Origin of the sequence: Cellvibrio sp. UBA7661 (genome assembly GCA_002483365.1) — a bacterium.
GTDB lineage: Bacteria > Pseudomonadota > Gammaproteobacteria > Pseudomonadales > Cellvibrionaceae > Cellvibrio.
Window position 1 is genome coordinate 53,270 of record DLHT01000018.1, and the last position, 25,102, is coordinate 78,371.

Below are 25,102 nucleotides of genomic sequence, written 5' to 3' on the forward strand. Positions count from 1 at the left end.
GGTATCTATAGATAATTACTGTTGAAAAAATAAAAAAACCACGCTTGCGTGGTTTTTTTATTGAAAGTTTTTTGTTGTTTTTTATGGTTGTTGAATCGTGAGTTTATGAGTTTACCGCTGTAATTGCATCTGCACTGACGACACAGTTTCGGCCTGATTTTTTTGCCAGATATAATGCATTATCAGCTCGTTCAAAAAATTCATTAACGTGTTCTTTGGGAGATCCCTGGTAAGTGGCGATGCCAACGCTGATGGTCATATTGAGCATTTTGCCATTGTGTGAAATAGGTGTTTCGGCAATTTGCTGACGAATGCGCTCGGCAATAATTTTGGCTCCTTCGGAGTCTGTTTTTCCAAGTACAACTACAAATTCTTCGCCGCCATAACGGAAGGTGATATCACTGCCACGACATACGGATTGGATGGTTTTGGCTATTTCGCGGAGCACCATGTCACCGCGATTATGTCCGTATTCATCGTTAATTTTTTTGAAAAAATCAACATCGATGATTAACAAGGATAATGGCGTTTTGTGGCGTTCTGCCATTTGCAACTCACGGCGCAAGGCGGTATCCAAAGCGGCGCGATTACCCAACATAGTAAGCGGATCAAGCAGGGCAAGGCGCATGGCCGTTTGGTAGCGGATTGAGTTGCGCAGTGGGTAAATCAGCGAGCTTAGTAAAAACTCCAGCGTAATTAATTCAGCTTCAACAAAGCGTTTACTGCGACTAAAAATGATTTCACCCAGATAGCCTTCATCGGTAGTCAAACGATAATCGCAGTGATGCAGGCATTCACGGCCCACTTTTAAGACATTGCTACCGTCACTGAACTTAAAAACCAGACCAGATACATTGACCAAGGATTGGATGTGTTTGTAAAACAGATTGAGGATTTCCCCGGTGTCCAGGCTCATTTGTAACGCCTGGGACAGGCGTACCCGAGTGCTGAGCTCCTGTTCAGGTGTCAGGGGGATGAGAGGAATGTTGGCTGCGCCATTTACCTGATGGGAATTAGTCACCAGAGTCATGTCCCGCATATTCTTTACCTGTCACGTTAAAAGTTATTCGTCGCCTAATTGCCGTTTTTGAATAATTAGGCGCCAGTGAAAGGTGTTTAGCGAAATTCATGCCATTCGATTTTTATAATTTTATTTCCATTAAAATCAAATAGTTGGCGGGTTCTGCGGATGTTGGGCGGCAGTGTTATCGTCAGGAAGTCAACAGGTTGAATGCGGTAAAGCGGAAATCTTTTGCCGCCAGTCAAAAGTTTGTCGGCAAAAGTATGCAGAGACACAGACCGCCAGTGGGGCGGTTTTCTGCCCAGATCCGGCCTTTGTGTAGGGACACGCTTCGATGGGCAATAGCGAGCCCGAGACCGTAACCACCGCTCTCGCGTGTACGTGCCTGATCGGTGCGGAAGAAAGGTTGGAATATATCGGCAAGAGTATCTTCAGGTACACCAGGCCCCTGATCCATGATGTCTATCCGGTAGTGTTCGCCATCACCGGTTTTATCCAATTGGATGCAGATTTCGGAGTTGTGGGGTGTGTAAAGTATTGCATTGCGCAATGTGTTTTCAAAAACGCCTAACAGCATGTTCCCATGGGTTGAAACAAGTGCTTCTTCCAATGGGGATTTGAAACGGATATTGATATTTTTGTCGTAGGCATCCTGTTGGTAGTTATCCATCAGGGTTTGCAACATGCTGACCAAATCCACGACATCATCCAGTACCCAGCTATCTTGACCTTGTACGGGTAAAGTCAAAATTTCGGTGATGATGTCATTGAGATAATCTGCCGCCTGTTTGATGCGTGCCAATTCATTATCTACTACACCATTACTGCGTTGACGAGCCAATGCAAGCGCAATTTGCAGTCGCGCCAAAGGGGTCCGTAACTCATGCGAAACGTCTTTAATCAGGCGTTTCTGTTCTTGCATCGATTTTTCCAGCCGCTCAGTCATGTGATCAAAATCACGGCCAAGTGCAGCAATTTCATCGTTGCGCCCGCGGAATTGTTCACTGATGCGCACACTTAAATCACCGCGCGCAATTTGCTGGGTGGCCTTTTGCAGTGTGTTGATACTGCGGGTGAAATGACGTGCAAGAAAAAAACAGGCAGATCCACTGACTAATATTGATACCAGTAATAATGGCCAAATGTTATCGAGGAAAAGCTCCCAAATAATATCCCGATCCTGGCCTTCATCGCGTCCTGCAGAAATAGTAATTAATTTCACACTATTGCCATCACTTAACGTGATGTAGCGCCCGAATAATTTACGGTTGCGGTCTTGAACCTTATCGAAGGGGTGTTTGAACGTGAGTCGCGGTGCGAGAAACATGACTCCCGGTGGTAGTGGACGATCAAGCAGGTCACGGTTTTCCTTATCGATAACGTACACAAACCGCGTTGACCAGGCAGGCATTGCGCGCAAGTCCTGAATCAATTGTTGGGTATTGCGGTTGACCGCATTACCCACCATTTGGAAGAGCAAACGTTTTGCAGGATCATCATCATTGGTCATGCTGCTATGTTGCAGATTGCCATCTGGCGTCATGTCGAACCAATGCACAACAATATTGGTGCCGATAATAATCGCCACCGTAATCAACCAAAATGTAAGAAATATTTTTAAATAAAGGCGTGTCATTAATTTACAGGATCATCATCGTTCATCGTTAACATGTACCCGGCACCGCGTACATTGATGATCAGATCCTTTGATGAGCCTGCAGCAGTAATTTTTTTGCGGATGTTGCTCACATGTACGTCGATGCTGCGATCGTAAGGAGTTAGCTTGCGGTTAAGCGCTTGTTCGGTCATGTCATCTTTGCTAATGACCTGTCCGGCGCGACGTACCAATATTTCCAAAACACTGAATTCAGTTCCGGTGAGGGCGACTTCCTGATTATCCCAGGTTGTTGTACGTGTTCCCAAATGCAGTGACAACTTTCCGGAAGTCAGACGCTCAACGCTATTGGGCGATGCTTCTTTGTGGTTTGCGCGACGCAAGATAGCGCGAATGCGTGCAACTAACTCGCGTGGGTCACAGGGTTTGGATAAATAATCATCGGCACCGATTTCCAAGCCGATAACACGGTCAACAGTGTCACCTTTAGCTGTGAGCATAATCACCGGTGTCTGATTGTGCTGGCGCAAATTTTTCAACACATCAAATCCATTGCGCACGGGCAGCATCACATCAAGCACGATAACGGAATAGGGATGTTTCAATGCAAGATCAAGAGCCGTTTGACCATCAAAAGCGGTATCTACCGAGAAACTTTCAGTTTGGAGGTATTCGGTCAGTAATTGACTGAGTTCTTTGTCGTCGTCGATGAGTAGAACTTTAAGCATGGTCGTATCTAATCCCCTGTTGGAAGGCGCTGAGTGTGCACCAGGCCTTGTTGAGAGTCATGATTCTTTGGAATTCATTAACCAATCTTAACATTATCCGCACCATAATGGATTCACAGGCTCGGATACAGGCTGCCGGGCATGAGAGCTGAATCAGCCTGACCATACTGCCAGAGGAATATTGTTATGAAAGCGATCAGATTATTGTCTGTTGGGGTCATCCTGTTGAGTGCAGCCAGTGTAATGCCGGCTATGGCGGGGGACTCGGGAAAGCGTTGTGATGTTAAGCATCATATCGGCCAGTGGGGTGGGCATGACGGTATGGGAGAGCGCGAGTTGCGCCACCTTGGGCATGCATTGGATTTGACTGATGAACAAAAGGCAACACTTGCAAGCCAGCGTGACGCCAACAAAGCAGCGCGCGAAGCACTTCACTCCAGGTTGTCTGGTGCGCGTACGGCATTGGCAACAGCTGTAGAAGCTGGCGCGAATGAAGCGGAGTTAACGGCATTGGCAGATACTTTGGGCAAATTACAAGCTGAACAAGTGCTTGCAAGTCTTAAAGCGCGCCAGGCGTTTCTCGCTGTACTGACAGATGAGCAAAAGACAAAAATGACCGAGCTCAAGTCCAAGCGTATGGAGCGTAAAAAAGAACATAAATCGGAGCGCAGAGAAACCCAATCATCATCGTGAATATGGATTCCCTCTTGTTTGACTAAAACCCCGCTTGGCGGGGTTTTTTGTTAGTGGATCATGGATTAGATCTAATTTCCGGATGGGATCCGTATCGGGCTTGCTTGTGTAAGACATTCTTGGGAAAATTCGCGCCGTTTTTAGCGATCCTGCTATTTCCCGTTTACTCCTGCTTCCCGAGGTTATCGTGGCACAGATAGGTCTGTTTTTTGGTAGTGACGAAGGTAATACCGAGCGCGTTGCTTATCGCATCCAAAATCGTTTTGGTGCCGATGTTGTTGACGTTCGCGATATCAGTGATGCTACACAATTGGATTTTGCCAATTACGACAAAATTATTTTGGGAATTCCCACATGGGATTTCGGCCAGATCCAATCGGATTGGGAAGAGTTTTGGGATGATATTGCTGCGGTAGATTTTTCTGGCAAGCAAGTTGCGTTATTTGGTCTGGGTGACCAATTTGGATACGGTGATTATTTCCTTGATGCAATGGGAATGCTGCATGATGTGATTATCCAGTCCGGCCCTGAAATAGTAGGGCATTGGCCAACGGATGGTTACGAATTTGAAGCATCAAAAGCAGAAATTCCCGGTGCAGGTCATTTTGTTGGTTTGGCATTGGATGAAGATCAGCAAGAAAATTTGACGGCTGACCGCTTGAACCGTTGGTGCACTCAGGTTCATGTTGAATTCGGTTTGGATTCACCGCTAAATCTACTGGATGACAATTGATTTCAAAGCGGTATTCCGCTGGGTAATTAAAAAATAAAGGACGCATATGCGTCCTTTATTTTTAAACCGTTTTTTATTGCAAGAGCGTCATCAGGCTTCTGCCACGAAAACGGCGCGAATAGGGGCAGGGTGTCCTTCAGCCGTCAAAGCAGGATTGTCAGGGTGTAAAAATTCGGGCAGGGAGTGAAAACGCATCCATTCTGTGGAGCGTTGTTCTTCTGTGGTGGTGGGGCACACATCGACAACACGTGGATTATTAAATCCCATCTTGCGCAGCCATGACAGCATGGTTGCGCAGCTTGGTAAAAACCACACATTATTCATCATGCCATAGCGCCCCTCGGGTACTAATACATCCCCAAGCTCGCCTTCAATCACCAATGTCTCTAGCACAAGTTGTCCGCCGGGGCGCAGGGTATTTTTTAACTCCAGTAAATGATCCATTGGCGAACGACGATGATAAAAAACGCCCATTGAAAATACCGTATCAAATGCTTGTAGCTTTTCTGGTAAATCTTCGATGCCAAGTGGTAATACATCCACAGGATAATTGGCGCCAGCAAAATGTTTCACCATATGAAATTGCACAATAAAGCGTGGCGATGGATCTATTCCAATAACGCGCTTTGCACCTTCCCCTAACATGCGCCAGCAGTGATAACCATTGCCGCAGCCTACATCAAGAATTAGCCGATCTTTTAATGGTGCGAGGTGAGGAAGAACCCGATCCCATTTCCAATCAGAGCGCCATTCGGTATCGATATGGATATCATGAATGAAATAAGGACCTTTGCGCCACGGAATGAGTTCCTGCAACGCTGTGCGAATGTCATTGCGTGTGGCTTCATCGCAATCGTTACTAGAGCCAATTTGTACGCGTTGTGATAATTCAATCTGACTGGCAACAATACTGGGGAGTTTTGCCAGTGAGGCTTTCCAGTCAGCCAGGTCACCGTAACGTTTTTCACATAATCCGGCTGTGATCTGTTCGGGAAGTTTTTCTGCCCATGCGGCGAGGGGGGAGTCTTTTAATGCAAGTAATAAAGTGTCGTAATTAATAGAGGTCACTTGGTGTCTTCTGTAACATTGTTGATAACTATTTGATTGCAATCAAAGAGGCAAAATTAAAACATTGGAACCAAACATCGACGCTATTGAATCCGGCCAAGCGTAAACGTTGGCGATGTGAGTCAAGTGTTTCAGGGACTAAATAATTTTCAATAGCTGCGCGTTTTTGCGCAATTTCCAAATCGCTATAACCATTAGCGCGTTTAAAGTTATGGTGTAACTCAGTCATTAATTGTTGGTGCGGCTCGTCATCGAATACGACTTTTTCAGAGATAATTAATACTCCCCCGGGGTTTAGCCCTGCGCAAATGCGGCGCAACATCTCCAACCGTTCTTCAATTGAAATAAACTGCAAAGTGAAATTTAACACTGCCATAGACGCATTATGGATCTTCACATCCTGAATTTGCGCTTCCATCAATTCCACTGGAATTTCACCGCTGTCTGCGGCGATTACTTGTGCGCAGCGGGCAATCATCGCCGCTGAATTATCGACCCCGATGATTTTGCAATTAGCGGCCTGTATACGATGACGCATTGCCAGAGTGGCTGCACCAAGTGAGCAGCCCAAGTCATAGCATTGACTATTGGCTTGAACATAACGCTCTGCCAGATTGCCGATCATATTAATAATAGTGGCGTAACCTGGAACCGAACGTTTGATCATGTCAGGGAAAACGTCCACCACGCGTTGGTCAAATGCAAAGCGGCTAACGTCTGCCAGTGGATTGGCGTAAATAGTATCGGAATTGTTCTTTTGCATAATGCTGACTGGTTGGTGGCACATTTATCAGGAGGTAATGGTGCGCGCATTGTACTCTGCAAATGTTTATGACAACAAATTAAGAAGTTCATAAAAGTGTCATATTCCTGAAGGAATATTTAATAAATCGATTCTTATCCGTTATAAGTTGTCTATCTATGTCTTTGCAGAGTCCCGTCCTGAATCCTCTAACCCTGCAACAAGAGTTGAGGCGCTTGATTGAGTTCAAGCTGCTTACGCCAGTATTTCAACCAATTATAGCGCTAGAGAATCCCCGCATTATTGGCTATGAAGCTCTAATCCGTGGTCCGCAAGAGAGTGCGCTTCATAAGCCGGATCTGCTGTTTTCTATCGCGCGCGAGTCACGCTTGTTGGCAAGTTTGGAATTTGCCTGCCGGGAGGTGTCTTGCGAGCGTTTTGCCGAGTTGGAGTTGCCGGGCAAATTATTTTTAAATATGAGCCCTATTAGCTTCACTGACAGCCAATATCGCGATGGAGTTACCCGTGAAATTTTACAGCGTGTAGGGCTGGATGCGGAACGCGTAGTATTTGAGTTGACCGAGAGTCAGCCACTGGATGAGCTTGATTTACTGAGGGCAGCATCTGATCACTTCCAGCGTCAAGGATTTGCAGTTGCGCTGGATGATTTGGGCGCGGGCTATGCAGGTTTGCGTGTATGGAGTGAGTTGTGCCCTGATTATGTCAAAATTGATCGGCACTTTATTAGTGGTATAGATAAAGATCCTGTGAAGCGCGAATTTGTGCGTGCCATGTTGGATATTGCCCATCGTATTGGTCATAAAGCAATTGCAGAGGGAATTGAAACGGCGGCAGAGTTTAATACGCTGATGGCAATGGGGGTTGAGTATGCACAAGGATATTTTATTGCCCATCCCCATGCAGATCCCTCTACAGTCCTGCCTGAAAAAATAACGCAGCTGGCAGGTATGTCCAGACCGCGCTATCAAGACCACTTTACCCGCACAGTAAGTGAGATCGTCACAGACTCTGTGAGTATTTGTTCAACTGAATCTGCCGAAAACGTGGTGAAAATGTTTCGTGCGGACGTTCGTTTGAGCTGTGTTCCGGTAGTTGATGGTGATACACCATTGGGAATGGTGAGTCGCGCAGAGCTATTGAATATCTTTTCGCGTCGTTTTGCACATGAACTTCATGCCGATAAGCCAATTAAAGATTTTATTAGTTCTTTATCAATTATTGTCGATATCAATACAGAACTTAAAGTAGTAGGACAAATTATCAGTGAAGATCCACAGCAAAATCTTAGCGTGGATTTTATTGTGTGCGAACAGCAGCGCTATCGTGGTGTAGGTAAGGTGCGTGATTTATTGCGTGCGATTACAGAGGAAAAATTGCGCGCTGCGCGCCACAGCAACCCGTTAACGCAATTACCCGGCAATGTTCCTTTATACGAATGTGTAGATCATTTGCTTTTGACCCAAAAGGAATTCGTTGTTGCTTACTGCGATATCAATCACTTTAAACCTTTTAATGATGCATTTGGTTATAGCGCAGGCGATGAGGTGATATTGCAGTTGGGGAAAATTCTGAGCGAGAGCGTTGATGAGCGATGTGATTTTGTTGGCCATGTAGGGGGCGATGATTTTATCCTGGTGTTTTGCAGTGCCAATTGGCAACAGCGTTGCGAACAAATACTGCACAAATTTGAAAGTGTCAGCCGTCAATTTTTGCCTGGTAATTCACCTGAATATTGGAGTTTTGATCGGCAGGGGCGGCGGCAAAAATTTGGAGCATTGACCCTGGCAATAGGTTGCGTCCTTCCTGATGTAAATCTATGCAAAACCCATCATCAAGTTTCACAATTACTGGCTGAGGCCAAACACAGTGCCAAAATGCAGGGCGGTAACCAGTTATTTCAATCTCGCCGCCGCAATCCTTCTGTCGATGCGACCTGAGTATTCCCACTCAATAAGCCAACAATAATAAGCCTAGCACTCGGGTAATCCTGAGCTATCCTTACTGTGATTTCTTTCTGGAGGTAAAGGCATGGCTGATCTTGGCTATTACAAGATGCACGCGCTGATTATTGATGATTTCGAAAATTTCCGTGGCACACTTTATAAGATGTTGATGGATCTGGGGATAGGGAATGTTGATACAGCAGCAAGCGGCGAAGAGGCACTGCGTTTTTGCAGGGCACGCACCTACGACCTGATTCTCTGCGACAACAACCTTGGCAAAGGCAAAAGTGGTCAGCAGGTGCTGGAAGAGCTTCGCTCGACCGACAACCCCTGTGCTGACAGTCTGTTTATACTGGTTTCGGCAGAATCCAGTAAAAGCATCATTATGGCTGCCTATGACTATGAGCCCGATGCCTATCTTGCCAAGCCAATTACACCGAAAGCGCTTGACCAGCGTCTGAGTCGTTTAATTGAACAACGCGCTGAGTTAAAAGCAATTCAGGTAGCCCAAAAAGCGGGGGATAACCAACAGGCAATCAAACTCTGTAAAGAGCTTATCGCCAATGGAAGCCGCCACACCAATAGTTGCCAAAAATTATTGGGCCAACTTTATTTAACCAACAATGATGTGGCTGCTGCAGAAGAGCTGTATCGCACAGTGTTGGATAATCGTGAATTGGAATGGGCTCAGTTGGGAATGGTGCGAACAAAATTGGCGCAGCATGATTATCTGGGCGCACAACAGTGGTTGGAAAATATTCTGCAGGGAAATCCCCTTTGCATGAAAGCGTATGATTTGCAGGCAGAGCTTTTCAAATTGCAAAATGATACGGAAGGCTTGCAAAATATTTTGCAGAAAGCCACTGATATTTCACCTCTTTCTATTCTTAGGCAGCAAGCGTTAGGCGATGTTGCGCAACAAAATAATGATTTGGTTACGGCTGCAAACGCACTAAGGCGTGCAGTTAAACTTGGCGAGCACTCCTGTTTTGATAAAGCAGAGGTGCATTCATTATTTGCCCAAACAACAATTGATTTGCATTCAATCGATAAAGAGTTAGCCAAGCCTTTGGTTCGTGATGCAATTAATTGCATAGTGAATTATGAGGATAACTTCGGTAAAACCCAGCTCAAAAAAGCCGAATCATTACTCCTTGAAAGTCAATTGCAGGTATGTGCTGGCGATCAGCGTCGTGCACAAGAAGCATTGAGTAGTGCGCAAACTGTTTTAGGTAACACCAAGGATGCCGATGCGCTTCCTGTACAAATTGAAATGGTTCGTGCCTTACGCGTTCTTGGTAAAACAGATGAGGCACAAAGACGCTTGGCGGATCTGTTACAGCATTATGCAAGTAATGAGGATCAATTGCAGAAGTTGGATGTGTTGTTGGACGAACCGCGCAGTGAAAAAAACAAGCTGATGGTGGCGGAGATTAATAAAAAAGGTATTGCTGCCTATAACGCCAAAGATTTTTCCACAGCCGCAGATTCATTCAAAATTGCATTGCAAAAGCTACCTAACCATGTTGGTCTTCGGTTGAACTATGTGCAGGCTATGATCGACAAATTGAAAAGTAATTTTGAACAGGCTACCAGCGAAAAAATACAGCAGGCCTTTACCAAAGCGAGTGCAATCATTTCCTCGCAGCATCCCCAATATCAACGTTATCGCCAGTTGAGTGAGGTCTATACCAATTTGGTAAAAGCGTATGAAAAAAATAGTCGAGGTTAATTGTGAATTCTATATCTGATCATCATTCTGATAGTCATAACTCCGCACAGGTTCCTATTGATTTTGCATTCGTGCTGGCTTCGAGTGTGCACGATATGAAAAACTCATTGGGGATGTTGTTGCACACGCTTGCAGAAATGATGGAGAGCTCCCCACCAAAAGATGCCGAGCAAGCACGCTTTTTTTCGACATTGGAGTATGAGGCTGCGCGCATCAATGGCGAGCTGGTTCAGCTGCTATCACTCTACAAGATGGATGAGAAAACCTTGGCGATATTGATAGATGAGCATCATGCTATCGATATTATTGAAGAGCAAATTGCCCGGAATGATACCTTATTAAAATCACGCAATATTGATATACAAATCGATTGTGATCCTGATTTGGTTTGGTATTTTGATAATGAATTGGTGGGGGGCGTATTAAATAATTTGATTGTAAATTGTGCGCGTTACTGCAAAAAGCAGCTGTTGGTGAGTGCAACAGAAGAAAATGGTTTTTTATGTATTGCAGTGGCTGATGATGGTCAAGGTTATCCCGATAGCATGCTATTGGGGCCATTGCCACAAGCAGCAGTATCTTTTAATTCCGGTAATACCAAGCTGGGTTTGCTATTCGCGCGCAAGGTGCTTGAATTGCACAAAACCAAAAAAGGGCAAGGGTACATGACGATTGCCAACAATGGACCTTTGGGGGGCGGCGTGCTGAAATTGTATTTACCTTGATGATGCCGGATACATCCAGATTGGGTGTTGAAATCACCTGACTGCTATTGCATCATCTAAGTCCAATTTTTTCTATTTTCAGGTTTGATCCTATGCTTAAAATCCGCTTTAAAGATAATAAATACAATGCGGTATGGCTGGTTGAGCCGAAAATCACTATAGGTCGTTCGGCAACAAATGCATTAGTCATTGATGATCCTTTAGCCAGTGATGTCCATATGGAGGTGTTGGTTGATAATGAGCATCTCACACTGCGTAATTTGATACCTACGCAGCCGGTAATCGTCAATGGACAGGCAGTGACGGGTGCTTGTGAGCTTAAACCGGATGATCAAATTAGTTTGGGTCGTGTTGAGCTTGTCGTGATCGATCCCAAACGCGAAGCCAAAATTGTTGCAGAAGAATCTGCCAACGTGACGCAACTGCGCACTCCGCAAGTGACGGGGTGGTCCCTCAAGGCTCACCATACTGCGCTGGCCAACAGAATATACCCGTTAAAAGAGACCAATGTTATTGGTCGTTCTAATGATTGTGACATCAGTTTGGCTGCTGCACATTTATCCCGCCGTCATGCCCAACTGCAAATAATTGACGGTATGTTGTTTGTCAAAGATTTGGATTCAGCCAATGGCACTTTCCTGAATGGTAAACGTGTTGCGGAGGCCAGGGTAAGACGTGGTGATGAATTGCGATTCGATGCTCTGACATTCGGTGTCATGGGGCCGACTGATGATATGGCCAAAACGACGGTGCGCAAAGCTCCTGTAAAACCTGATGTGCCTGAAATAAAACCCAGGCCTGCGCGTGAAAAAGCATCTACACCGACTCGTGCTTCATCACCTAATCGCTCCGCTGCTGCTATGCAGCCACAGCCCGCGTCTGATAACGTCAAAGGTAGATTCGGATTAATTTTCTTGGGGGTATTGGCTGTTATAGTTATAACAACCCTGATCTTAACGAGAAAATAATTATTGAAGCTTTGCAGAAAATGGCCGAAACCCTGTGATGCCACAGACAGATACTGCCGCACTCAGGTGATCTTATGAACATTTCTTCCTTAAATAACCCTTCCGTTTCAACGAACGTACCGGGTAATAAAACAGCCGGTACACCCACAGATGCCGATAAATTAGCGTCCAAAACCGGGGATTTCACCCCAGGTGGAAAAAACAGTGTCGTTACGGCAAGTACAATTCTATCCGTCAGTTTTGAGGATAAGCGTCAAACTGCCCTGCAAATAGTTAACCGTACCCTCGCTCAGGCCTATGAAAAAATCAGCTCGCGAGGGCAGGCAGCCAGTGCGGAATACGAAACCTTTGAACCACTCACCGCTGAGAAAGTTGCCTCTAATATTCTTGGCTTCATCGAGCGTAGACTGCAAATGGACGTTGCTGACGGTGCATCCCAAGAGGAGCTGCAAGCACGATTAGAAGCAGGCTTGGCGGGCTTTAAAAAAGGCTTTGCGGAAGCGAGTGAGAAGCTGGAGGCATTGAGTCTGTTGTCTCCGGAAATTAAGGCTGATATCGGGAAAACCTATGATTTGGTGCTTGAAGGTGTGGATGAGTTGCGTGCTAAATTCATCCAATCTACCACTGAACAGATTCCTGCAAGCCCATCGAAAACTGAATCTGAAATTGTGAAAACAGCAGCACCTAAAGCCTCTTCGCCTGCAAAGCTTGATGTACCGGATTTTCTTCCTGCTGCTGGCGCTGTCCCTGCCGCCAATAGCTACATGGGATATGGCAATTATGAGTATGGTCGCGCTCGTGAATTCAGCTTTGAGCTGAGAACAAAAGAAGGCGACATAGTGACGATCAAGGCAAGCTCCAGTGAAGGTTTTGCTGTCGAGGCTGGTCGCGCTTCCCGGGGTAATCAATCTGTAAGCGCCATGAATGCGAGTTATAGCTCCAGCGAATCCTTTTCGTTCTCAATCGAGGGTGAATTGAACGAAGATGAGTTGGCTGCAATTAATGATTTGCTGGGGCGAGTAAATGATCTTGCCGGACAATTTTTTGAAGGCAATTTAGATTCTGCATTTGAGCAAGCAATGAATCTGGGATACGACGCTGAACAGATCGGCAGTTTCTCACTCAATCTGGCTCAGGCAGAAATACAGCAGGTCACCCAAGCTTATCAAACGTTTGAGCCAGGTAATAATGCTGGAGGTATCGATAAGCCTGCATTGCTAACTGACCAATTGTTGCCATTAGGAAATTTTATTAAAAATTTGTTAGATAGCTTGGATCGCGCTTCTATTTTTGATGAGCCTAAGTCGCTGTTGTCTGGTATGGCAGAGAAAATTACTGGCGAAGGTGAAATGGATCAATTACAAGGCAAACGATTCCGCGACTTCATCGAGGAAATGTTTGCTTTGGAATTGCGTTAGTCGTTAATAATAGGGTTTTATTAATTTGATGTTTTATGAGTCGGCAGCAATAATTGTTGCTCCGCCATACTTATGAAGATTTTGTTATGAAACCCGTGTATCTCTATTCAACCCTTGGCTGTCATCTATGTGAGATGGCCAAGGAGATTGTGTCCCCTTTGTTAAACTATTATTCCCTCTATCTGGAAGAAATCGAAATCGCTGAATCAGATGAATTGGTTGAGCGTTATGGTGTGCGAATTCCAGTATTGAAATCGCCACATCATTTAGATGAGTTGGGCTGGCCATTTGATACGAGCCAGGCAAAAGCTTTTTTAGACAGAATAACAACTTGAAGTATTAGGTATTTTTTGCCGGTCCAACGCTATTTGGATTTCAAGCACTGAACAGATATCTCACAGAGTTCCTCATGTTGGCAGGGCTTCCTCCAGTAACATTCCGTTAGCTAATGACTTCTGATTCTCCCGACTATATAAAAAACGGACTTCAGATAAAGTCCGCTTTATGAAGATCAATCAAGGGTGGCAACCAGACTCACTGGGTTTTTATATTTTGGTAATACGCCAGTGCATTATTAAATGGGTAATTGTGTCGTGAATTTTACTTGCTTCAATGCAAATGCTGAATTAATTGAGCCTATATTTGGTAGGTGAATAAGGGTTTGCTTCATCAAGCGCTCATAATGTTCAACGCTCTCTACAACCACACGTAATACATAATCTTTTTCGCCACTTGTCGAATAGCACTCAACGACTTCTGGTATGGCCTGCACCGTTTCCTCAAATGCCTCAAGAGAAGGGGCGTCGTGGTTCTTGATAGTGATATAGGCATGAACGGTCACGCCGAGATTGAGTAGCTTTGGATCAAGTAATGTAACCTTGCCTCGAATTACTCCCTCAACCTCCAATCGCTTTAGTCGGCGCCAGCAGGGGGTGTGGGAAAGGCCGATCATATTGCCTAAATCTGCCATTGAATAATCGGCGTTTTCCTGGAGTGCGCGCAGAATTTTGCGGTCGTATTCATCGAGCTCAACAGACTTGCCCATAAGTGATTCCTGAGGTGTAACATAAAAGAGGTATTCTAGGATGAGATTATTGATATTGCAATAAATTGAGGATAAGTTTAATCGTGTTGTCGAATTCAGCTCGGCTTTTCATAAAAATTTACCTACTTTAGGGCATTTACTAGGAAGCAAATCAGCCTGCATATTGTGATTGATGTCATGGGCGTGTATCGTAACGCCTCTTTTGTTAGGCATCTTGTTGCCAATTTTCGGGGTTTTAGAGCAGTTGCCGTGACCCGATAAAAATAATGCTGAGGAGCAATCCGAGATGAGAGTGATATTGTTGGGCGCACCTGGTGCAGGCAAGGGTACCCAGGCGCAACTAATCATGGAAAAGTTTGGAATTCCCCAAATTTCTACTGGTGATATGTTACGTGCAGCCGTGAAGGCTGGTACTGCGCTGGGCTTACAAGCTAAGGATATAATGGCGGCTGGAGGCTTGGTGCCTGATGACCTGATTATTTCTTTGGTGAAAGAACGCATTGCTTCCAGTGATTGCTCTAACGGCTTTTTGTTTGATGGCTTTCCTCGCACCATCCCACAAGCACAAGCAATGTTGGATGCGGGTGTTGATATTGATCATGTTATTGAGATACATGTACCCGATGAAGAAATCGTTGCCCGCTTAAGTGGTCGTCGTGTTCATGAGGCATCTGGCCGTGTGTATCACGTTATTCATAATGCTCCCAAAGTGGAAGGGCATGATGACATCACTGGTGAACCACTAATCCAACGTCTAGATGATACAGAAGAAACTGTGCGCAAGCGTTTGGGCGTTTATCACGATCAGACAGAGCCTCTGGTTGGTTTTTATCAAAATTTGGCAGCATCCGGTAAATCCCGAGTACCCAAATATACACGTATAAGCGGTATCGGGAGTGTAGATGGGATTCGCCAACAGCTGTTGACTGTATTGGGATAATTGACCGACCTACAGTAAAAACAGGCTCTGCGGAGCCTATTTTTTTGTCTTCGATTTTTACAGCCTTTATTAAATTTTCTTACATTATGAGCCTGATTCTTGCCTTGGATTCTTCTACGGACGCTTGTTCTGTTGCCCTTTATCAAGAGGGGGAGTTGAACAGTGTGTTTGAATTGGCTGCGAAGAGCCATACTCAAAGACTGTTGCCGATGGTTGATGAGTTGCTCAAACAATCCGGAATCTCCCTGAAGGAGCTTGATGCGATTGCGTTTGGTCGTGGGCCAGGCTCATTTACAGGTTTAAGGATTTGTGCCGGCATAGTCCAAGGCCTGGCGTTTGGCACCCAACTACCTGTTATTCCTGTATCCACGCTTGAAGCTCAAGCCTTGGCATATACGCGTGCAAATCCTGATAACCAATATCCAATAATCGCTGCGTTGGATGCGCGCATGAATGAGGTTTATTGGGGGATGTTCCAACCACACCGGAATAGTGTTCAAGCAGTAGGTAATGAACAGGTGATGTCTCCTGAGGCGTTGGTTAACGATCCCCGCGTCCAATCATTAGATGGCCATTTTGTGGCTATAGGTTCGGGGTGGCATTATCCAGATATGCAAGTATCAGGTGCCAAGGCTATAGTTATGGACACTTATCCTCATGCAAGCGATATTGCGCTCATCGCTGCGGAGCACTGGACACAGGGGCGGGCTGTCAATGTGCTTGATGCCCAACCTGTTTACTTGCGCGATAGTGTTTCCTGGCAAAAGCGTCAGCGCATCCGTCATTCAGATTAGATTGGGTAAGTTTTATGATGCAATCCCCGCACACACAAATAGATTTCAATGAAAATCTACTTCGTTTTTTGCAAGCATCTCCCACACCTTTTCATGCTGCAAAAAATCTTGCTGATCAATTGTCTGAGGCTGGTTTTACCCGGCTGCATGAGGGCGATGCCTGGAACTTGGAGCCCGGCGGCCGTTATTGGTTAACGCGCAATGACTCTTCAATTCTTGCATTTATTTATGGTCACTCCCCGTTAGCTGAATCAGGTATACGCATGCTTGGTGCGCATACCGATAGTCCTTGCCTTAAAGTGAAGCCTCGCGCAGAGCTGAATCGCCGTGGTTACTTTCAATTAGGAGTCGAGGTATATGGTGGAGCCTTATTGGCCCCTTGGTATGATCGCGATTTATCAATGGCGGGACGTGTTACCTACTGCGATGAGCACGGCAGTATCGCAAGCGAATTAATAGATTTTGGTAGGCCAGTTGCCATCATCCCTAGTTTGGCAATTCATCTTGATCGGGAGGCGAATAATGCCCGCTCAATCAATTCGCAAAAAGATATAGTGCCATTGGTATTGCAGTTGCCTGCAGATGACTCACCGGCTCCCAGGTTTCGGGAGTTATTGCAGGCCGAGCTTCAACGTAATAACCCAAGCTTGGCAATCAAACAGGTTCTTGATTATGAAATCAGTCTTTATGATACCCAGCCTCCCGCTTTAGTAGGGTTGGAGAACGATTTTATTGCAAGCGCAAGACTGGATAATTTATTAAGTTGCTTCATAGGGTTGCGATCATTACTTAATGCAGATAATAAAGTGTCAAGCTTGCTCATTTGTACAGATCATGAGGAGATTGGTAGCGCTTCTTGTTGCGGTGCCAAAGGGCCTATGCTGCAACATTTTCTTGAGCGATTGCTGCCAGATGCTGAAACCCGTGTTAGAACGATTGAGCGTTCAATGATGATCTCTGCTGACAATGCACACGGAATACATCCCAACTTTATGGATAAGCATGACGAAAATCATGGGCCATTATTGAACCGGGGCCCCGTGATTAAAATTAACGCCAATCAGCGATATGCGACTACCAGTGAAACCAGTGCTTTTTTCCGACTTCTGTGTGAACAGGTGAAGGTTCCTGTGCAATCTTTTGTGGCGCGCACAGATATGGGATGCGGAAGCACTATTGGACCAATAGTCGCATCCGAAGTTGGCGTAAAAACAATTGATGTAGGTGTGCCGACTTTTGCAATGCATTCAATTCGGGAATTGGCGGGTGCTTTAGATAGTTGGTATCTCTATCTGGTTGCTAGCGCTTTTTTCACTTATCCGAACGTGCCATTGGCAAGAATTGCCACCACATAAAAACGCCTGAGTATTAAAAGCATTTTCAGTAAGACAACTTTAATCTGCCGTATATAATGTAGATGAAAGCGCAGTCACTCGCATAACTGTTGTGATCCAGTGCTAAGACTGGGTACTGAAGCGCCATGTGAGTTTATCGCCTGTTTATAATTCATCTCTAAGAGTCTTACTTGTCCTTATGAATGATGCCCTGTAGTTGTGGAGTGAGAAATGGCGATTAGCCTTGATGTCTTAGCGTCTTTTGCGCCGTTTAACACCCTGAATCATGAATATATTATTCAAGTAGCGGAAAAAGCCAACCTGCGTGAAGTGACTAAAGGCACTATTATCTTCAAACGCGGCAGACCATTTCCTGAAAAAGTATATTTGGTCAGTGGTACTGTTGATTTGATTGATTCAGGCTTCCAAATCAATACTATTAATCCCGCTAGTGAATCGCGCCGTTCTCCTCTAAATATCACCCAGCCAACGCAAGTATCTGCTGTTGCCAAGTCGGACGTTACGCTTTTGTCTGTCGATAGTGATTTTCTTGATTTGGTACTTGCTTGGAGCGAGTCCAATGATGAGGAGGCAGAAACATCTGGTGTGAGCCTGCATGACGACAGTGATTGGATGTCTTCACTGTTGCAGTCGCCTCTATTTAGTCGTTTACCTCCAGCTAATATCCGTCAGCTATTCATACGATTCAAAGCACAAAAAGTGCAAGCTGATGAAATTGTTATTCGTCAGGGCGAGCGCGGTGACTTTTTTTATGTGCTGGAGTCGGGTAGTGCCATCGTAATGGATACAAGCGATAAGATATTGGCGGCATTGCGCCCAGGACAATATTTTGGTGAGGAAGCATTGGTGGGGGATACCACACGCAATGCCACTATTAAAATGATCACCCCCGGTAAAGTGATGAAGCTCGACAAAGAAGATTTTCGTGAGTTATTGCAAGAGCCGGTTTTAAAGTATGTTACCGCAGATGAGCTGAAGGCACGTTCAGATGATATGCCAGCCTACCAGATCATTGATGTTCGATTACCGGTTGAGCGAAGGGGAGAGTCAGTCCCGGAAAGCCGGAATATTCCCCTCAATCAATTACGCAACCATCTCAAGAATCTCGATGAGACAATTACCTATGTCGTAACCGATGATTCTGGGCGACGCTGTGATGTTGCAGCCCATCTACTTGCCCAAGCTGGTTTTAATAGTTGTATCCTAAAAGATTCAGCAGCGCATTACGCTGGGCTCTAATGCTGCCAAATCGGTTTGCTTGCCTGTATCATGTCGGCCAGATCTTCTTCACCGAATTTTAATGACATCAAGCAACTGCCAAGAACAGAGATAGATAGGGCACTATGAATAAACAACGTGTTTTAACTGGTATTACCACTACTGGCACTCCTCACCTTGGAAACTATGTCGGCGCGATACGTCCGGCAATTCAAGCAAGTCAAAGTGCCAATGTGCAATCGTTTTATTTTTTGGCTGATTTCCATGCCCTGATCAAATGTCAGGATCCCGATTTGGTTCATCAATCTACCCGTGAAATTGCTGCAACCTGGCTGGCTTTAGGCTTGGATACCGACAACGCTATTTTTTATCGTCAATCTGATGTGCCTGAAATTCCTGAATTATGCTGGGTATTGACTTGCATGGCGGCAAAGGGATTGATGAATCGTGCACATGCATATAAAGCATCTGTTGATAGTAATCTTGCGGCAGGCGAAGACACCGATTTTGGTATTACCATGGGACTGTATTCTTATCCCATTTTGATGGCTGCTGACATTTTAATGTTCAATGCCAACAAGGTGCCTGTAGGACGCGATCAGGTTCAGCATATAGAAATGGCTCGCGATATTGCTGCGCGCTTCAACCATCACTATGGTGAACATTTCGTATTGCCTGAAGCTCAAGTGGACGACAATGTTAGCGCAGTGTTGCAAGGCTTGGATGGACGTAAGATGAGTAAAAGTTATGGCAACACCATTCCACTATTTTTACCCGAAAAACAACTGAAAAAATCAATAAATAAAATTCTGACTAATTTGCTTGAACCTGGCGAGCCCAAAGACCCTGATACGTCACCTGTTTTTCAAATTTGGCAGGCCTTTGCAACACCTGAACAAAATACCTACATGCGCCAGCAGTTCGCAGAAGGGATTGCATGGGGTGAAGCAAAACGCCAACTATTCGAACTGATCAATAGTCAGTTAGCTGAAGCTCGGGATAAATACGAATCTTTGTTGGCTAATCCCGCACACATTGAAGATGTGCTACAAAAGGGCGCAGAAAAAGCTCGCGCATACAGTCGGCCTTTATTAGAAAAAGTGCGTGATGCAGTAGGTATTCGTAAAATAAAATAGTGTTGTTGCGCATACAAAAATCCCCGCATTAGCGGGGATTTTTGTATACAGATTATATTTTTACCCGGCGGCTATTTGGCCAAAGTGGAAACAACTTTCAATATGGCGGATGTTAATTTGCTTAGGCTTTCTTTATCGATAATAAACGAAGGCATTAAATAAATAATTCGTCCAAATGGTCTGATCCATACACCATGTTCAATAAACAAAGCCATCAGTTTACTGGTGTCGATAGTATCTATTAACTCAACAACGCCTATTGCACCAAGCACTCTTACATCGGCAACATACGAGAAATCTTTGCAAGGGGCCAACTCTTCTTTCATTTGTTGGCTTATGTTTGCAACAGTCTCTTGCCAATTTGAGTTGAGCAACAAGTCGATACTGGCGTTGGCAACTGCACAGGCGAGGGGGTTGGCCATATAGGTCGGGCCATGCATAAAAATTCCGTTATTGGTACCACAAATACCATTGCTCACTTTATCGTTACACAATGTTGCTGCAAGGGTGATGTAGCCGGCAGATAATGCTTTGCCTATGCACATAATATCGGGGCTAATATCGGCGTATTCACAAGCGAATAATTTTCCGGTCCGACCAAAGCCTGTGGCCACTTCATCTACGATCAGCAGTATTTCATTCTTATCGCACAGCTCGCGTACGCGACGTAAATATTCTGGTGAATAAAAACGCATTCCGCCTGCACCTTGCACTATAGGTTCAACAATAACCGCTGCAATTTTTTGGCGATGTTGTTGAATGTGTTGTGCAAATTTCGCGATGTGGGATTCCTGAAATGGAATATCAAAACCACAAGGTGGAGCTTCGGCAAATAAATGATGTGGTAATGAATGATGAAATAAGTTGTGCATACCCGAGTGAGGATCACAAACCGACATAGCACCAAAAGTATCGCCGTGGTATCCATTTTTGAGTGAGAGGAACATGGTGCGCTGGGCTTGTCCTTGAGCGTGCCAATACTGAATTGCCATTTTCATAGCAACTTCAACCGCGACAGATCCCGAGTCAGAGAAAAAAACTTTATTAAGGCCATGCGGCGTAATCTTTGCGAGTGTACTGGCCAGCTTTACTGCGGGTTCATGAGTAATACCTGCAAACATTACGTGTGCCATCTTTCCCAATTGTTCGGTAATGGCTTGATTTAATACCGGGTGATTATAGCCATGCAATGTGCTCCACCAGGACGACATACCATCAATGAGTATACGTCCATCGGTAAGATACAACTCAACGCCTTTAGCGTGACTTACAGGTGTCACCAAACCTGGATTACTAAAAGATGTGTAAGGATGCCAAACATGAGCACGATCCAAACGTAACAAATCATGATTGGCGATTTCTTGGTTGTATATCATGTTTAATCCACATCATTCGTACAGCAAAATGTAATTACCTTATTCAGCTTAACGAAATTTTTTACAAAAATCAGAATCAATTTCACGCATTAATTCGATGTTTCTTTAAATTGATGTCTATTTAAACCTGACGATCAAATCTAATTGCTTCTGTGACAGGTTATCCATCTCACCGTTGAGTTCATCCGCAATGCTGACTTCTTGTTGCGCTCTATCGGCGATGTGTGCGATAGATTGGGTATTTCGTTCGATTTCCAATGCCATAGACGATTGTTCTTCAGCTGCTGCAGCGATCTGGTGTGACATTTGATCAATGGCATTCACAGAATGGGAGATCGCATCCAGGGCAGCCCGTACATTGCCCATTTCGCTTACACTGCGCTCAGCAAGATCCAGACAGTTTTTCATATTGAGGCTAGCATCATCGGTTGCCTTACCGAGATTGCCAATAATCTGTTGTATATCACCGGTGGATTCCTGTGTTCGCTGAGCTAAGGAGCGAACCTCATCAGCCACTACTGCAAACCCTCTCCCTTGTTCACCTGCACGCGCTGCTTCAATTGCAGCGTTTAATGCCAACAAATTGGTTTGCTCTGCAATGCCGCGGATGACATCGACAACATTGGCTATTTTACTGCTGTCTTCGCTGAGCTTGTTGAGTACATTGCCCAATGCTCCGACGGTGCGAGATAAATCATCAATCGCCAGGCGTGCGCCTTCGATTACCTGATTACCTTTATCAACCTCATCTATTGCGGCTCCAGTAGCCATTGATGTCTGGTTTGCTCCGCTGGCCACTTCCTGTACAGCAATTGCCATTTGTTGCATGGCTGTCACAACACCGGCTGTTTCATGTTGCTGCGCATTCATGCCTTCATAAGTTTTGCGAGCCTGATGATGTGCTGCACCTGCTTTGCCTTGTAATTCTTTCGCGGATTCTCTAAAGCGCCCCAATGCTGTACGCAAGCGAGATTTAATCGCGTGTTGCGCTAGCTCAATTTCACCGGTAGCGTCAGTACGCCCTGTGTAAATGTAGGCGGCAAAAGGATCATTAATTGTCTCTCTTGCTTCATTCAATGCTTGTGCAAGTCGATTCAACTGTATTTGTTGTGCGCATCCGGAAATCAAAACAGCAACAATCAAGGAAACAAGCGCACTGGTTAGCGAAAAGCCTTGTGCGATAAAGAATGTAATTAACATTAGTACCCAGCTGGCTAGACCGATAAGTGTACTGCTCCCGAACTTACCCCACAGATAGTCTGCAGTGGAGTAGGGGGATTTACCTTGATTCAATCGGTCGTAAACCTTTTCTGCCCGTCGTATAACATCAGGATCAGCTTTGGTTCTGACTGATTCATAACCATAAACCTGCCCGTTTTGCATCAATGGTGTGATATAGGCATCAACCCAATAATGGTCACCATTTTTGCAGCGATTTTTAACAATACCCATCCAGGGTTTGCCCGCTTTTAATGTATTCCACAGCATACCAAAGGCGGCAGGAGGCATATGGGGATGGCGGATGATGTTGTGCGGTTGGTTGATAAGCTCTTGCTGTGTGAACCCTGAGATCCGGCAGAAGGTTTCGTTACAAAATACAATATCCCCACGGAGATCAGAGGATGAAACAATCTCATCCTGGGCCGAAAGGTGTACTTCTTTACCGGTGGTGTGACCATTGTTACGCATGGGAAAAATCCTGATAAATCGACTAGCTTTTTTGAGCTCTTTAACAACCTATAAGCAGCCAATGTATTGGCTGCAATCAAAGTGGGAGTGTAAATCATTCATTGCCTATCAAGCCTAGTCTAAAATTGGCGAATCTCTAGCTGTCTTATGCCGTTAAGGCTTAGGCTGCATAGGAATTCCAGGCCTGGCCTGCCTGTCCGAGGTCTGACTCTTGCAGAAATCGGGTGAGCGAATCGCGTGTTTCCTCCTCAAGGTCGATAAATTTGATACTGATTTGGGTGTGGCGATAAGGGCTTCGCCCTATGCGGAAAGCACAAATTCTGGCACGACACCGAATCTGTAGTTCATCGCTGATATTCACTTCGCACAGTGGCAAAAGAGCTCCATGACGTAAATGGGGAATTAGGTTGCCCGCCACCATAACGCGCAAACCACCACTGGAAATGTCTTGCAGCGTCCCATAACAAGGTTCCTGGCCAAGGGTGCGAAGTTTGACTGATAAAGGAGATTGGTGGCCAATAGTGAAGCGGGGAGAGCTGCGTCTGGGTTGGTAGTTAACCGATTCAGGTAATGTAATTGCTAATCCGGATGCGCCATAAGTAGAGCCTAAGGCAACGATTGCGGCTTGAATAACCAGTTGCTCACCATTACGGTGGTGGCGAATTGTAATTTCGTCTCCCACATCAAGAATAAGCTGCTGTGGAAATAAATCATCCAGCCAGAGCAGGCCTCGCTCTATATCAAGGGCCAGAATCATACTTTGGTAAGTGCGGCTGGCTCCGGTAATTTTTACTTCCAACTGTTGGCGCTGCTTTTGAAGTTCGCCAAGTGCAATATATTGAAGAGGAATAGGCGTGCTTTCAGTATCGCTGTTTTTTTCCTCACCTGTACTTTTAGCTAGATTTTTAGCGGTGTTTTTTCTAAACAGCTTATCAAACAGTGACATGTCTACCTCCACACGGCAAAAATTCTCCCTTGGTTCACTCCTAAGGGGCCTCATTAGGGTAAGAGCAAGCCTTATGCCAGATACTAAAGAATCAGAGTGGTTGGGGGGCCAAAGGGATCTTTTACGATTTACAGAATTATAGACCGGCAAAGCATTGCCGCGTCAGGTGCGATTGATTTCAACTTGCGCGCAAAATCCGTACAATGCGCCGCTCACCGGCAATGCCGTTGGTATCCCAGTTTTCCCATGAGTTTTAAGTCCATGAAAGAGTTACACGAACGCAAAGACCGCCTCGAATTCAACAAACTGCAAAAGCGTCTACGTCGCCTTACGGGTTCAGCAATTGTTGATTACAACATGATTGAAGATGGCGACAAGGTGATGGTGTGCTTGTCGGGTGGTAAAGACTCTTACACCATGTTGGATATTTTGATGAGCCTGCAAAAAACTGCTCCTATTTCATTTGAGCTGGTGGCGGTTAATATGGACCAAAAACAACCTGGATTTCCTGAGCATGTGTTGCCTCAATATCTTGAGCAGTTAGGAGTGCCGTATCATATTATCGAGCGTGATACCTACAGTATCGTCAAAGAGGTCGTCCCCGAAGGAAAGACGACTTGTGGACTTTGCTCGCGTTTACGCAGGGGAACCTTGTATGGTTTTGCTGATGAAATTGGCGCGACCAAAATCGCACTGGGGCACCATCGCGACGATATTATTGAAACTCTTTTTTTGAATATGTTCTTTGGCGGAAAACTAAAAGCAATGCCGCCTAAGCTGCTATCTGATGACAAACGCAATATTGTTATTCGGCCGCTTAGTTATTGCTCCGAAGAAGATATTGCACAGTTTGCAGAGATGAAAGGATTTCCTATTATTCCGTGCAACCTGTGCGGCTCACAGGAGAATCTACAGCGTCAAGTAGTAAAAGATATGCTGCAGCAATGGGAAAAGCAGTTCCCAGGGCGCACAGAAACGATTTTTTCAGCTATTCGTAATGTGCAGCCATCACAATTGGCAGATTTAAATTTATTCAACTTTACTGATCTTGAAATTAATAAAAATGCGCAATCAGAAGATGATGCCGATGACTCCTGTGGTATCGCACCGCAGCTAAAACCTTCCGATTCGGGCGTGCAATATGTAGATGTTTTGGATGTGCATTGATTCAGAAAAATAGACTCATAAAACAAAAA

At 45.1% G+C, this 25,102-nt stretch carries 23 protein-coding genes and 1 pseudogene; 14 read left to right on the forward strand and 10 right to left on the reverse strand.

What is annotated here, in order from left to right; translation table 11 throughout:
• Positions 1-103 precede the first annotated feature (103 nt).
• The 3 genes from B2739_RS15435 to B2739_RS15445 form a co-directional block, all read right to left on the reverse strand.
• A complete protein-coding gene (locus tag B2739_RS15435) occupies positions 104-1,039 on the reverse strand; it encodes a GGDEF domain-containing protein (protein WP_331346743.1) in 936 nt (311 codons plus the stop codon).
• 223 nt (positions 1,040-1,262) lie between these two features.
• Positions 1,263-2,657, reverse strand: coding sequence for an ATP-binding protein (locus B2739_RS15440; protein WP_331346744.1), 1,395 nt, complete (start codon positions 2,655-2,657; stop codon positions 1,263-1,265).
• Positions 2,657-3,364, reverse strand: coding sequence for a response regulator transcription factor (locus tag B2739_RS15445; RefSeq protein ID WP_331346745.1), 708 nt, complete (start codon positions 3,362-3,364; stop codon positions 2,657-2,659). The genes B2739_RS15440 and B2739_RS15445 overlap by 1 nt, the downstream gene beginning before the upstream one ends.
• A 186-nt stretch (positions 3,365-3,550) precedes the next feature.
• On the opposite strand from B2739_RS15445, the gene B2739_RS15450 reads away from it, so the two are divergent.
• On the forward strand, positions 3,551-4,057 hold the full coding sequence (locus B2739_RS15450; protein ID WP_331346746.1) for a Spy/CpxP family protein refolding chaperone: 507 nt from the start codon (positions 3,551-3,553) through the stop codon (positions 4,055-4,057).
• Positions 4,058-4,244: 187 nt separating this feature from the next.
• The gene (locus B2739_RS15455; protein ID WP_331346747.1) at positions 4,245-4,790 is read left to right on the forward strand and encodes a flavodoxin; all 546 of its coding nucleotides are present in this window, start codon (positions 4,245-4,247) and stop codon (positions 4,788-4,790) included.
• 90 nt (positions 4,791-4,880) lie between these two features.
• Here the strand turns inward: B2739_RS15455 and cmoB are convergent, their stop codons facing one another.
• Positions 4,881-5,849: a tRNA 5-methoxyuridine(34)/uridine 5-oxyacetic acid(34) synthase CmoB gene (cmoB, locus tag B2739_RS15460; protein ID WP_414633237.1), complete on the reverse strand. Its 969-nt coding sequence runs from the start codon at positions 5,847-5,849 to the stop codon at positions 4,881-4,883.
• Between the two features lie 37 nt (positions 5,850-5,886).
• Positions 5,887-6,621: a carboxy-S-adenosyl-L-methionine synthase CmoA gene (gene cmoA, locus B2739_RS15465; protein ID WP_331346749.1), complete on the reverse strand. Its 735-nt coding sequence runs from the start codon at positions 6,619-6,621 to the stop codon at positions 5,887-5,889.
• A 158-nt stretch (positions 6,622-6,779) separates the two neighbouring features.
• Between cmoA and B2739_RS15470 the strand changes: the two genes are divergently transcribed.
• From B2739_RS15470 to B2739_RS15495, 6 genes are all read left to right on the forward strand, one after another.
• Positions 6,780-8,558 (forward strand): bifunctional diguanylate cyclase/phosphodiesterase, encoded by a 1,779-nt coding sequence (locus B2739_RS15470; RefSeq protein WP_331346750.1) that lies wholly within the window; start codon positions 6,780-6,782, stop codon positions 8,556-8,558.
• A gap of 91 nt (positions 8,559-8,649) precedes the next feature.
• Positions 8,650-10,296 carry a response regulator gene (locus B2739_RS15475; protein WP_331346751.1) on the forward strand — a complete coding sequence of 549 codons (1,647 nt, stop codon included), beginning with the start codon at positions 8,650-8,652 and terminating at the stop codon, positions 10,294-10,296.
• 2 nt (positions 10,297-10,298) lie between these two features.
• Positions 10,299-11,021, forward strand: coding sequence for a HAMP domain-containing sensor histidine kinase (locus B2739_RS15480; RefSeq protein ID WP_331346752.1), 723 nt, complete (start codon positions 10,299-10,301; stop codon positions 11,019-11,021).
• A gap of 92 nt (positions 11,022-11,113) precedes the next feature.
• Positions 11,114-11,989 (forward strand): FHA domain-containing protein, encoded by an 876-nt coding sequence (locus tag B2739_RS15485; protein WP_331346753.1) that lies wholly within the window; start codon positions 11,114-11,116, stop codon positions 11,987-11,989.
• A gap of 74 nt (positions 11,990-12,063) precedes the next feature.
• Positions 12,064-13,407 (forward strand): DUF5610 domain-containing protein, encoded by a 1,344-nt coding sequence (locus tag B2739_RS15490; protein ID WP_331346754.1) that lies wholly within the window; start codon positions 12,064-12,066, stop codon positions 13,405-13,407.
• Between the two features lie 86 nt (positions 13,408-13,493).
• The gene (locus tag B2739_RS15495; protein WP_331346755.1) at positions 13,494-13,742 is read left to right on the forward strand and encodes a glutaredoxin family protein; all 249 of its coding nucleotides are present in this window, start codon (positions 13,494-13,496) and stop codon (positions 13,740-13,742) included.
• 239 nt (positions 13,743-13,981) lie between these two features.
• On the opposite strand, the gene B2739_RS15500 is transcribed toward B2739_RS15495, so the two are convergent.
• Positions 13,982-14,452 carry an Lrp/AsnC family transcriptional regulator gene (locus tag B2739_RS15500; protein WP_331346756.1) on the reverse strand — a complete coding sequence of 157 codons (471 nt, stop codon included), beginning with the start codon at positions 14,450-14,452 and terminating at the stop codon, positions 13,982-13,984.
• 286 nt (positions 14,453-14,738) lie between these two features.
• On the opposite strand from B2739_RS15500, the gene adk reads away from it, so the two are divergent.
• From adk to B2739_RS15525, 5 genes are all read left to right on the forward strand, one after another.
• A complete protein-coding gene (gene adk, locus B2739_RS15505) occupies positions 14,739-15,392 on the forward strand; it encodes an adenylate kinase (protein WP_331346757.1) in 654 nt (217 codons plus the stop codon).
• 44 nt (positions 15,393-15,436) lie between these two features.
• Complete coding sequence (gene tsaB, locus B2739_RS15510; protein ID WP_331346758.1) at positions 15,437-16,186, forward strand: tRNA (adenosine(37)-N6)-threonylcarbamoyltransferase complex dimerization subunit type 1 TsaB; 750 nt, start codon at positions 15,437-15,439, stop codon at positions 16,184-16,186.
• Between the two features lie 14 nt (positions 16,187-16,200).
• Positions 16,201-17,541 (forward strand): M18 family aminopeptidase, encoded by a 1,341-nt coding sequence (locus B2739_RS15515; RefSeq protein WP_331346759.1) that lies wholly within the window; start codon positions 16,201-16,203, stop codon positions 17,539-17,541.
• A gap of 210 nt (positions 17,542-17,751) precedes the next feature.
• Complete coding sequence (locus B2739_RS15520; protein ID WP_331346760.1) at positions 17,752-18,780, forward strand: cyclic nucleotide-binding domain-containing protein; 1,029 nt, start codon at positions 17,752-17,754, stop codon at positions 18,778-18,780.
• 104 nt (positions 18,781-18,884) lie between these two features.
• The gene (locus tag B2739_RS15525) at positions 18,885-19,895 is read left to right on the forward strand and encodes a tryptophan--tRNA ligase (protein WP_331346761.1); all 1,011 of its coding nucleotides are present in this window, start codon (positions 18,885-18,887) and stop codon (positions 19,893-19,895) included.
• Between the two features lie 71 nt (positions 19,896-19,966).
• Here B2739_RS15525 and bioA read toward each other — a convergent pair whose 3' ends face one another.
• The 4 genes and pseudogenes from bioA to B2739_RS15540 form a co-directional block, all read right to left on the reverse strand.
• Positions 19,967-21,271, reverse strand: coding sequence for an adenosylmethionine--8-amino-7-oxononanoate transaminase (gene bioA, locus B2739_RS15530; protein ID WP_331346762.1), 1,305 nt, complete (start codon positions 21,269-21,271; stop codon positions 19,967-19,969).
• A 117-nt stretch (positions 21,272-21,388) separates the two neighbouring features.
• A complete protein-coding gene (locus B2739_RS15535; protein WP_414633238.1) occupies positions 21,389-22,654 on the reverse strand; it encodes a methyl-accepting chemotaxis protein in 1,266 nt (421 codons plus the stop codon).
• A pseudogene (locus B2739_RS17900) lies at positions 22,631-22,960 on the reverse strand (PAS domain-containing protein); the annotation flags it as partial. The pseudogene B2739_RS17900 and the gene B2739_RS15535, both read right to left, overlap by 24 nt.
• A 160-nt stretch (positions 22,961-23,120) precedes the next feature.
• Complete coding sequence (locus B2739_RS15540) at positions 23,121-23,906, reverse strand: flagellar brake protein (protein WP_331346764.1); 786 nt, start codon at positions 23,904-23,906, stop codon at positions 23,121-23,123.
• Between the two features lie 261 nt (positions 23,907-24,167).
• On the opposite strand from B2739_RS15540, the gene ttcA reads away from it, so the two are divergent.
• Positions 24,168-25,073: a tRNA 2-thiocytidine(32) synthetase TtcA gene (ttcA, locus tag B2739_RS15545; RefSeq protein ID WP_331346765.1), complete on the forward strand. Its 906-nt coding sequence runs from the start codon at positions 24,168-24,170 to the stop codon at positions 25,071-25,073.
• The last annotated feature ends 29 nt before the right edge of the window (positions 25,074-25,102 follow it).

What these genes read in the sequence shown, in the direction of transcription:
- B2739_RS15435 (WP_331346743.1), bottom strand. Translation starts at nt 1,039, where the DNA reads ATGCGGGACATGACTCTGGTGACTAATTCCCATCAGGTAAATGGCGCA.
- B2739_RS15440 (WP_331346744.1), bottom strand. Translation starts at nt 2,657, where the DNA reads ATGACACGCCTTTATTTAAAAATATTTCTTACATTTTGGTTGATTACG.
- B2739_RS15445 (WP_331346745.1), bottom strand. Translation starts at nt 3,364, where the DNA reads ATGCTTAAAGTTCTACTCATCGACGACGACAAAGAACTCAGTCAATTA.
- B2739_RS15450 (WP_331346746.1), top strand. Translation starts at nt 3,551, where the DNA reads ATGAAAGCGATCAGATTATTGTCTGTTGGGGTCATCCTGTTGAGTGCA.
- cmoA (WP_331346749.1), bottom strand. Translation starts at nt 6,621, where the DNA reads ATGCAAAAGAACAATTCCGATACTATTTACGCCAATCCACTGGCAGAC.
- B2739_RS15470 (WP_331346750.1), top strand. Translation starts at nt 6,780, where the DNA reads ATGTCTTTGCAGAGTCCCGTCCTGAATCCTCTAACCCTGCAACAAGAG.
- B2739_RS15475 (WP_331346751.1), top strand. Translation starts at nt 8,650, where the DNA reads ATGGCTGATCTTGGCTATTACAAGATGCACGCGCTGATTATTGATGAT.
- B2739_RS15485 (WP_331346753.1), top strand. Translation starts at nt 11,114, where the DNA reads ATGCTTAAAATCCGCTTTAAAGATAATAAATACAATGCGGTATGGCTG.
- B2739_RS15490 (WP_331346754.1), top strand. Translation starts at nt 12,064, where the DNA reads ATGAACATTTCTTCCTTAAATAACCCTTCCGTTTCAACGAACGTACCG.
- B2739_RS15495 (WP_331346755.1), top strand. Translation starts at nt 13,494, where the DNA reads ATGAAACCCGTGTATCTCTATTCAACCCTTGGCTGTCATCTATGTGAG.
- B2739_RS15500 (WP_331346756.1), bottom strand. Translation starts at nt 14,452, where the DNA reads ATGGGCAAGTCTGTTGAGCTCGATGAATACGACCGCAAAATTCTGCGC.
- adk (WP_331346757.1), top strand. Translation starts at nt 14,739, where the DNA reads ATGAGAGTGATATTGTTGGGCGCACCTGGTGCAGGCAAGGGTACCCAG.
- B2739_RS15515 (WP_331346759.1), top strand. Translation starts at nt 16,201, where the DNA reads ATGATGCAATCCCCGCACACACAAATAGATTTCAATGAAAATCTACTT.
- B2739_RS15520 (WP_331346760.1), top strand. Translation starts at nt 17,752, where the DNA reads ATGGCGATTAGCCTTGATGTCTTAGCGTCTTTTGCGCCGTTTAACACC.
- B2739_RS15525 (WP_331346761.1), top strand. Translation starts at nt 18,885, where the DNA reads ATGAATAAACAACGTGTTTTAACTGGTATTACCACTACTGGCACTCCT.
- bioA (WP_331346762.1), bottom strand. Translation starts at nt 21,271, where the DNA reads ATGATATACAACCAAGAAATCGCCAATCATGATTTGTTACGTTTGGAT.
- B2739_RS15535 (WP_414633238.1), bottom strand. Translation starts at nt 22,654, where the DNA reads ATGCAAAACGGGCAGGTTTATGGTTATGAATCAGTCAGAACCAAAGCT.
- B2739_RS15540 (WP_331346764.1), bottom strand. Translation starts at nt 23,906, where the DNA reads ATGTCACTGTTTGATAAGCTGTTTAGAAAAAACACCGCTAAAAATCTA.
- ttcA (WP_331346765.1), top strand. Translation starts at nt 24,168, where the DNA reads ATGAAAGAGTTACACGAACGCAAAGACCGCCTCGAATTCAACAAACTG.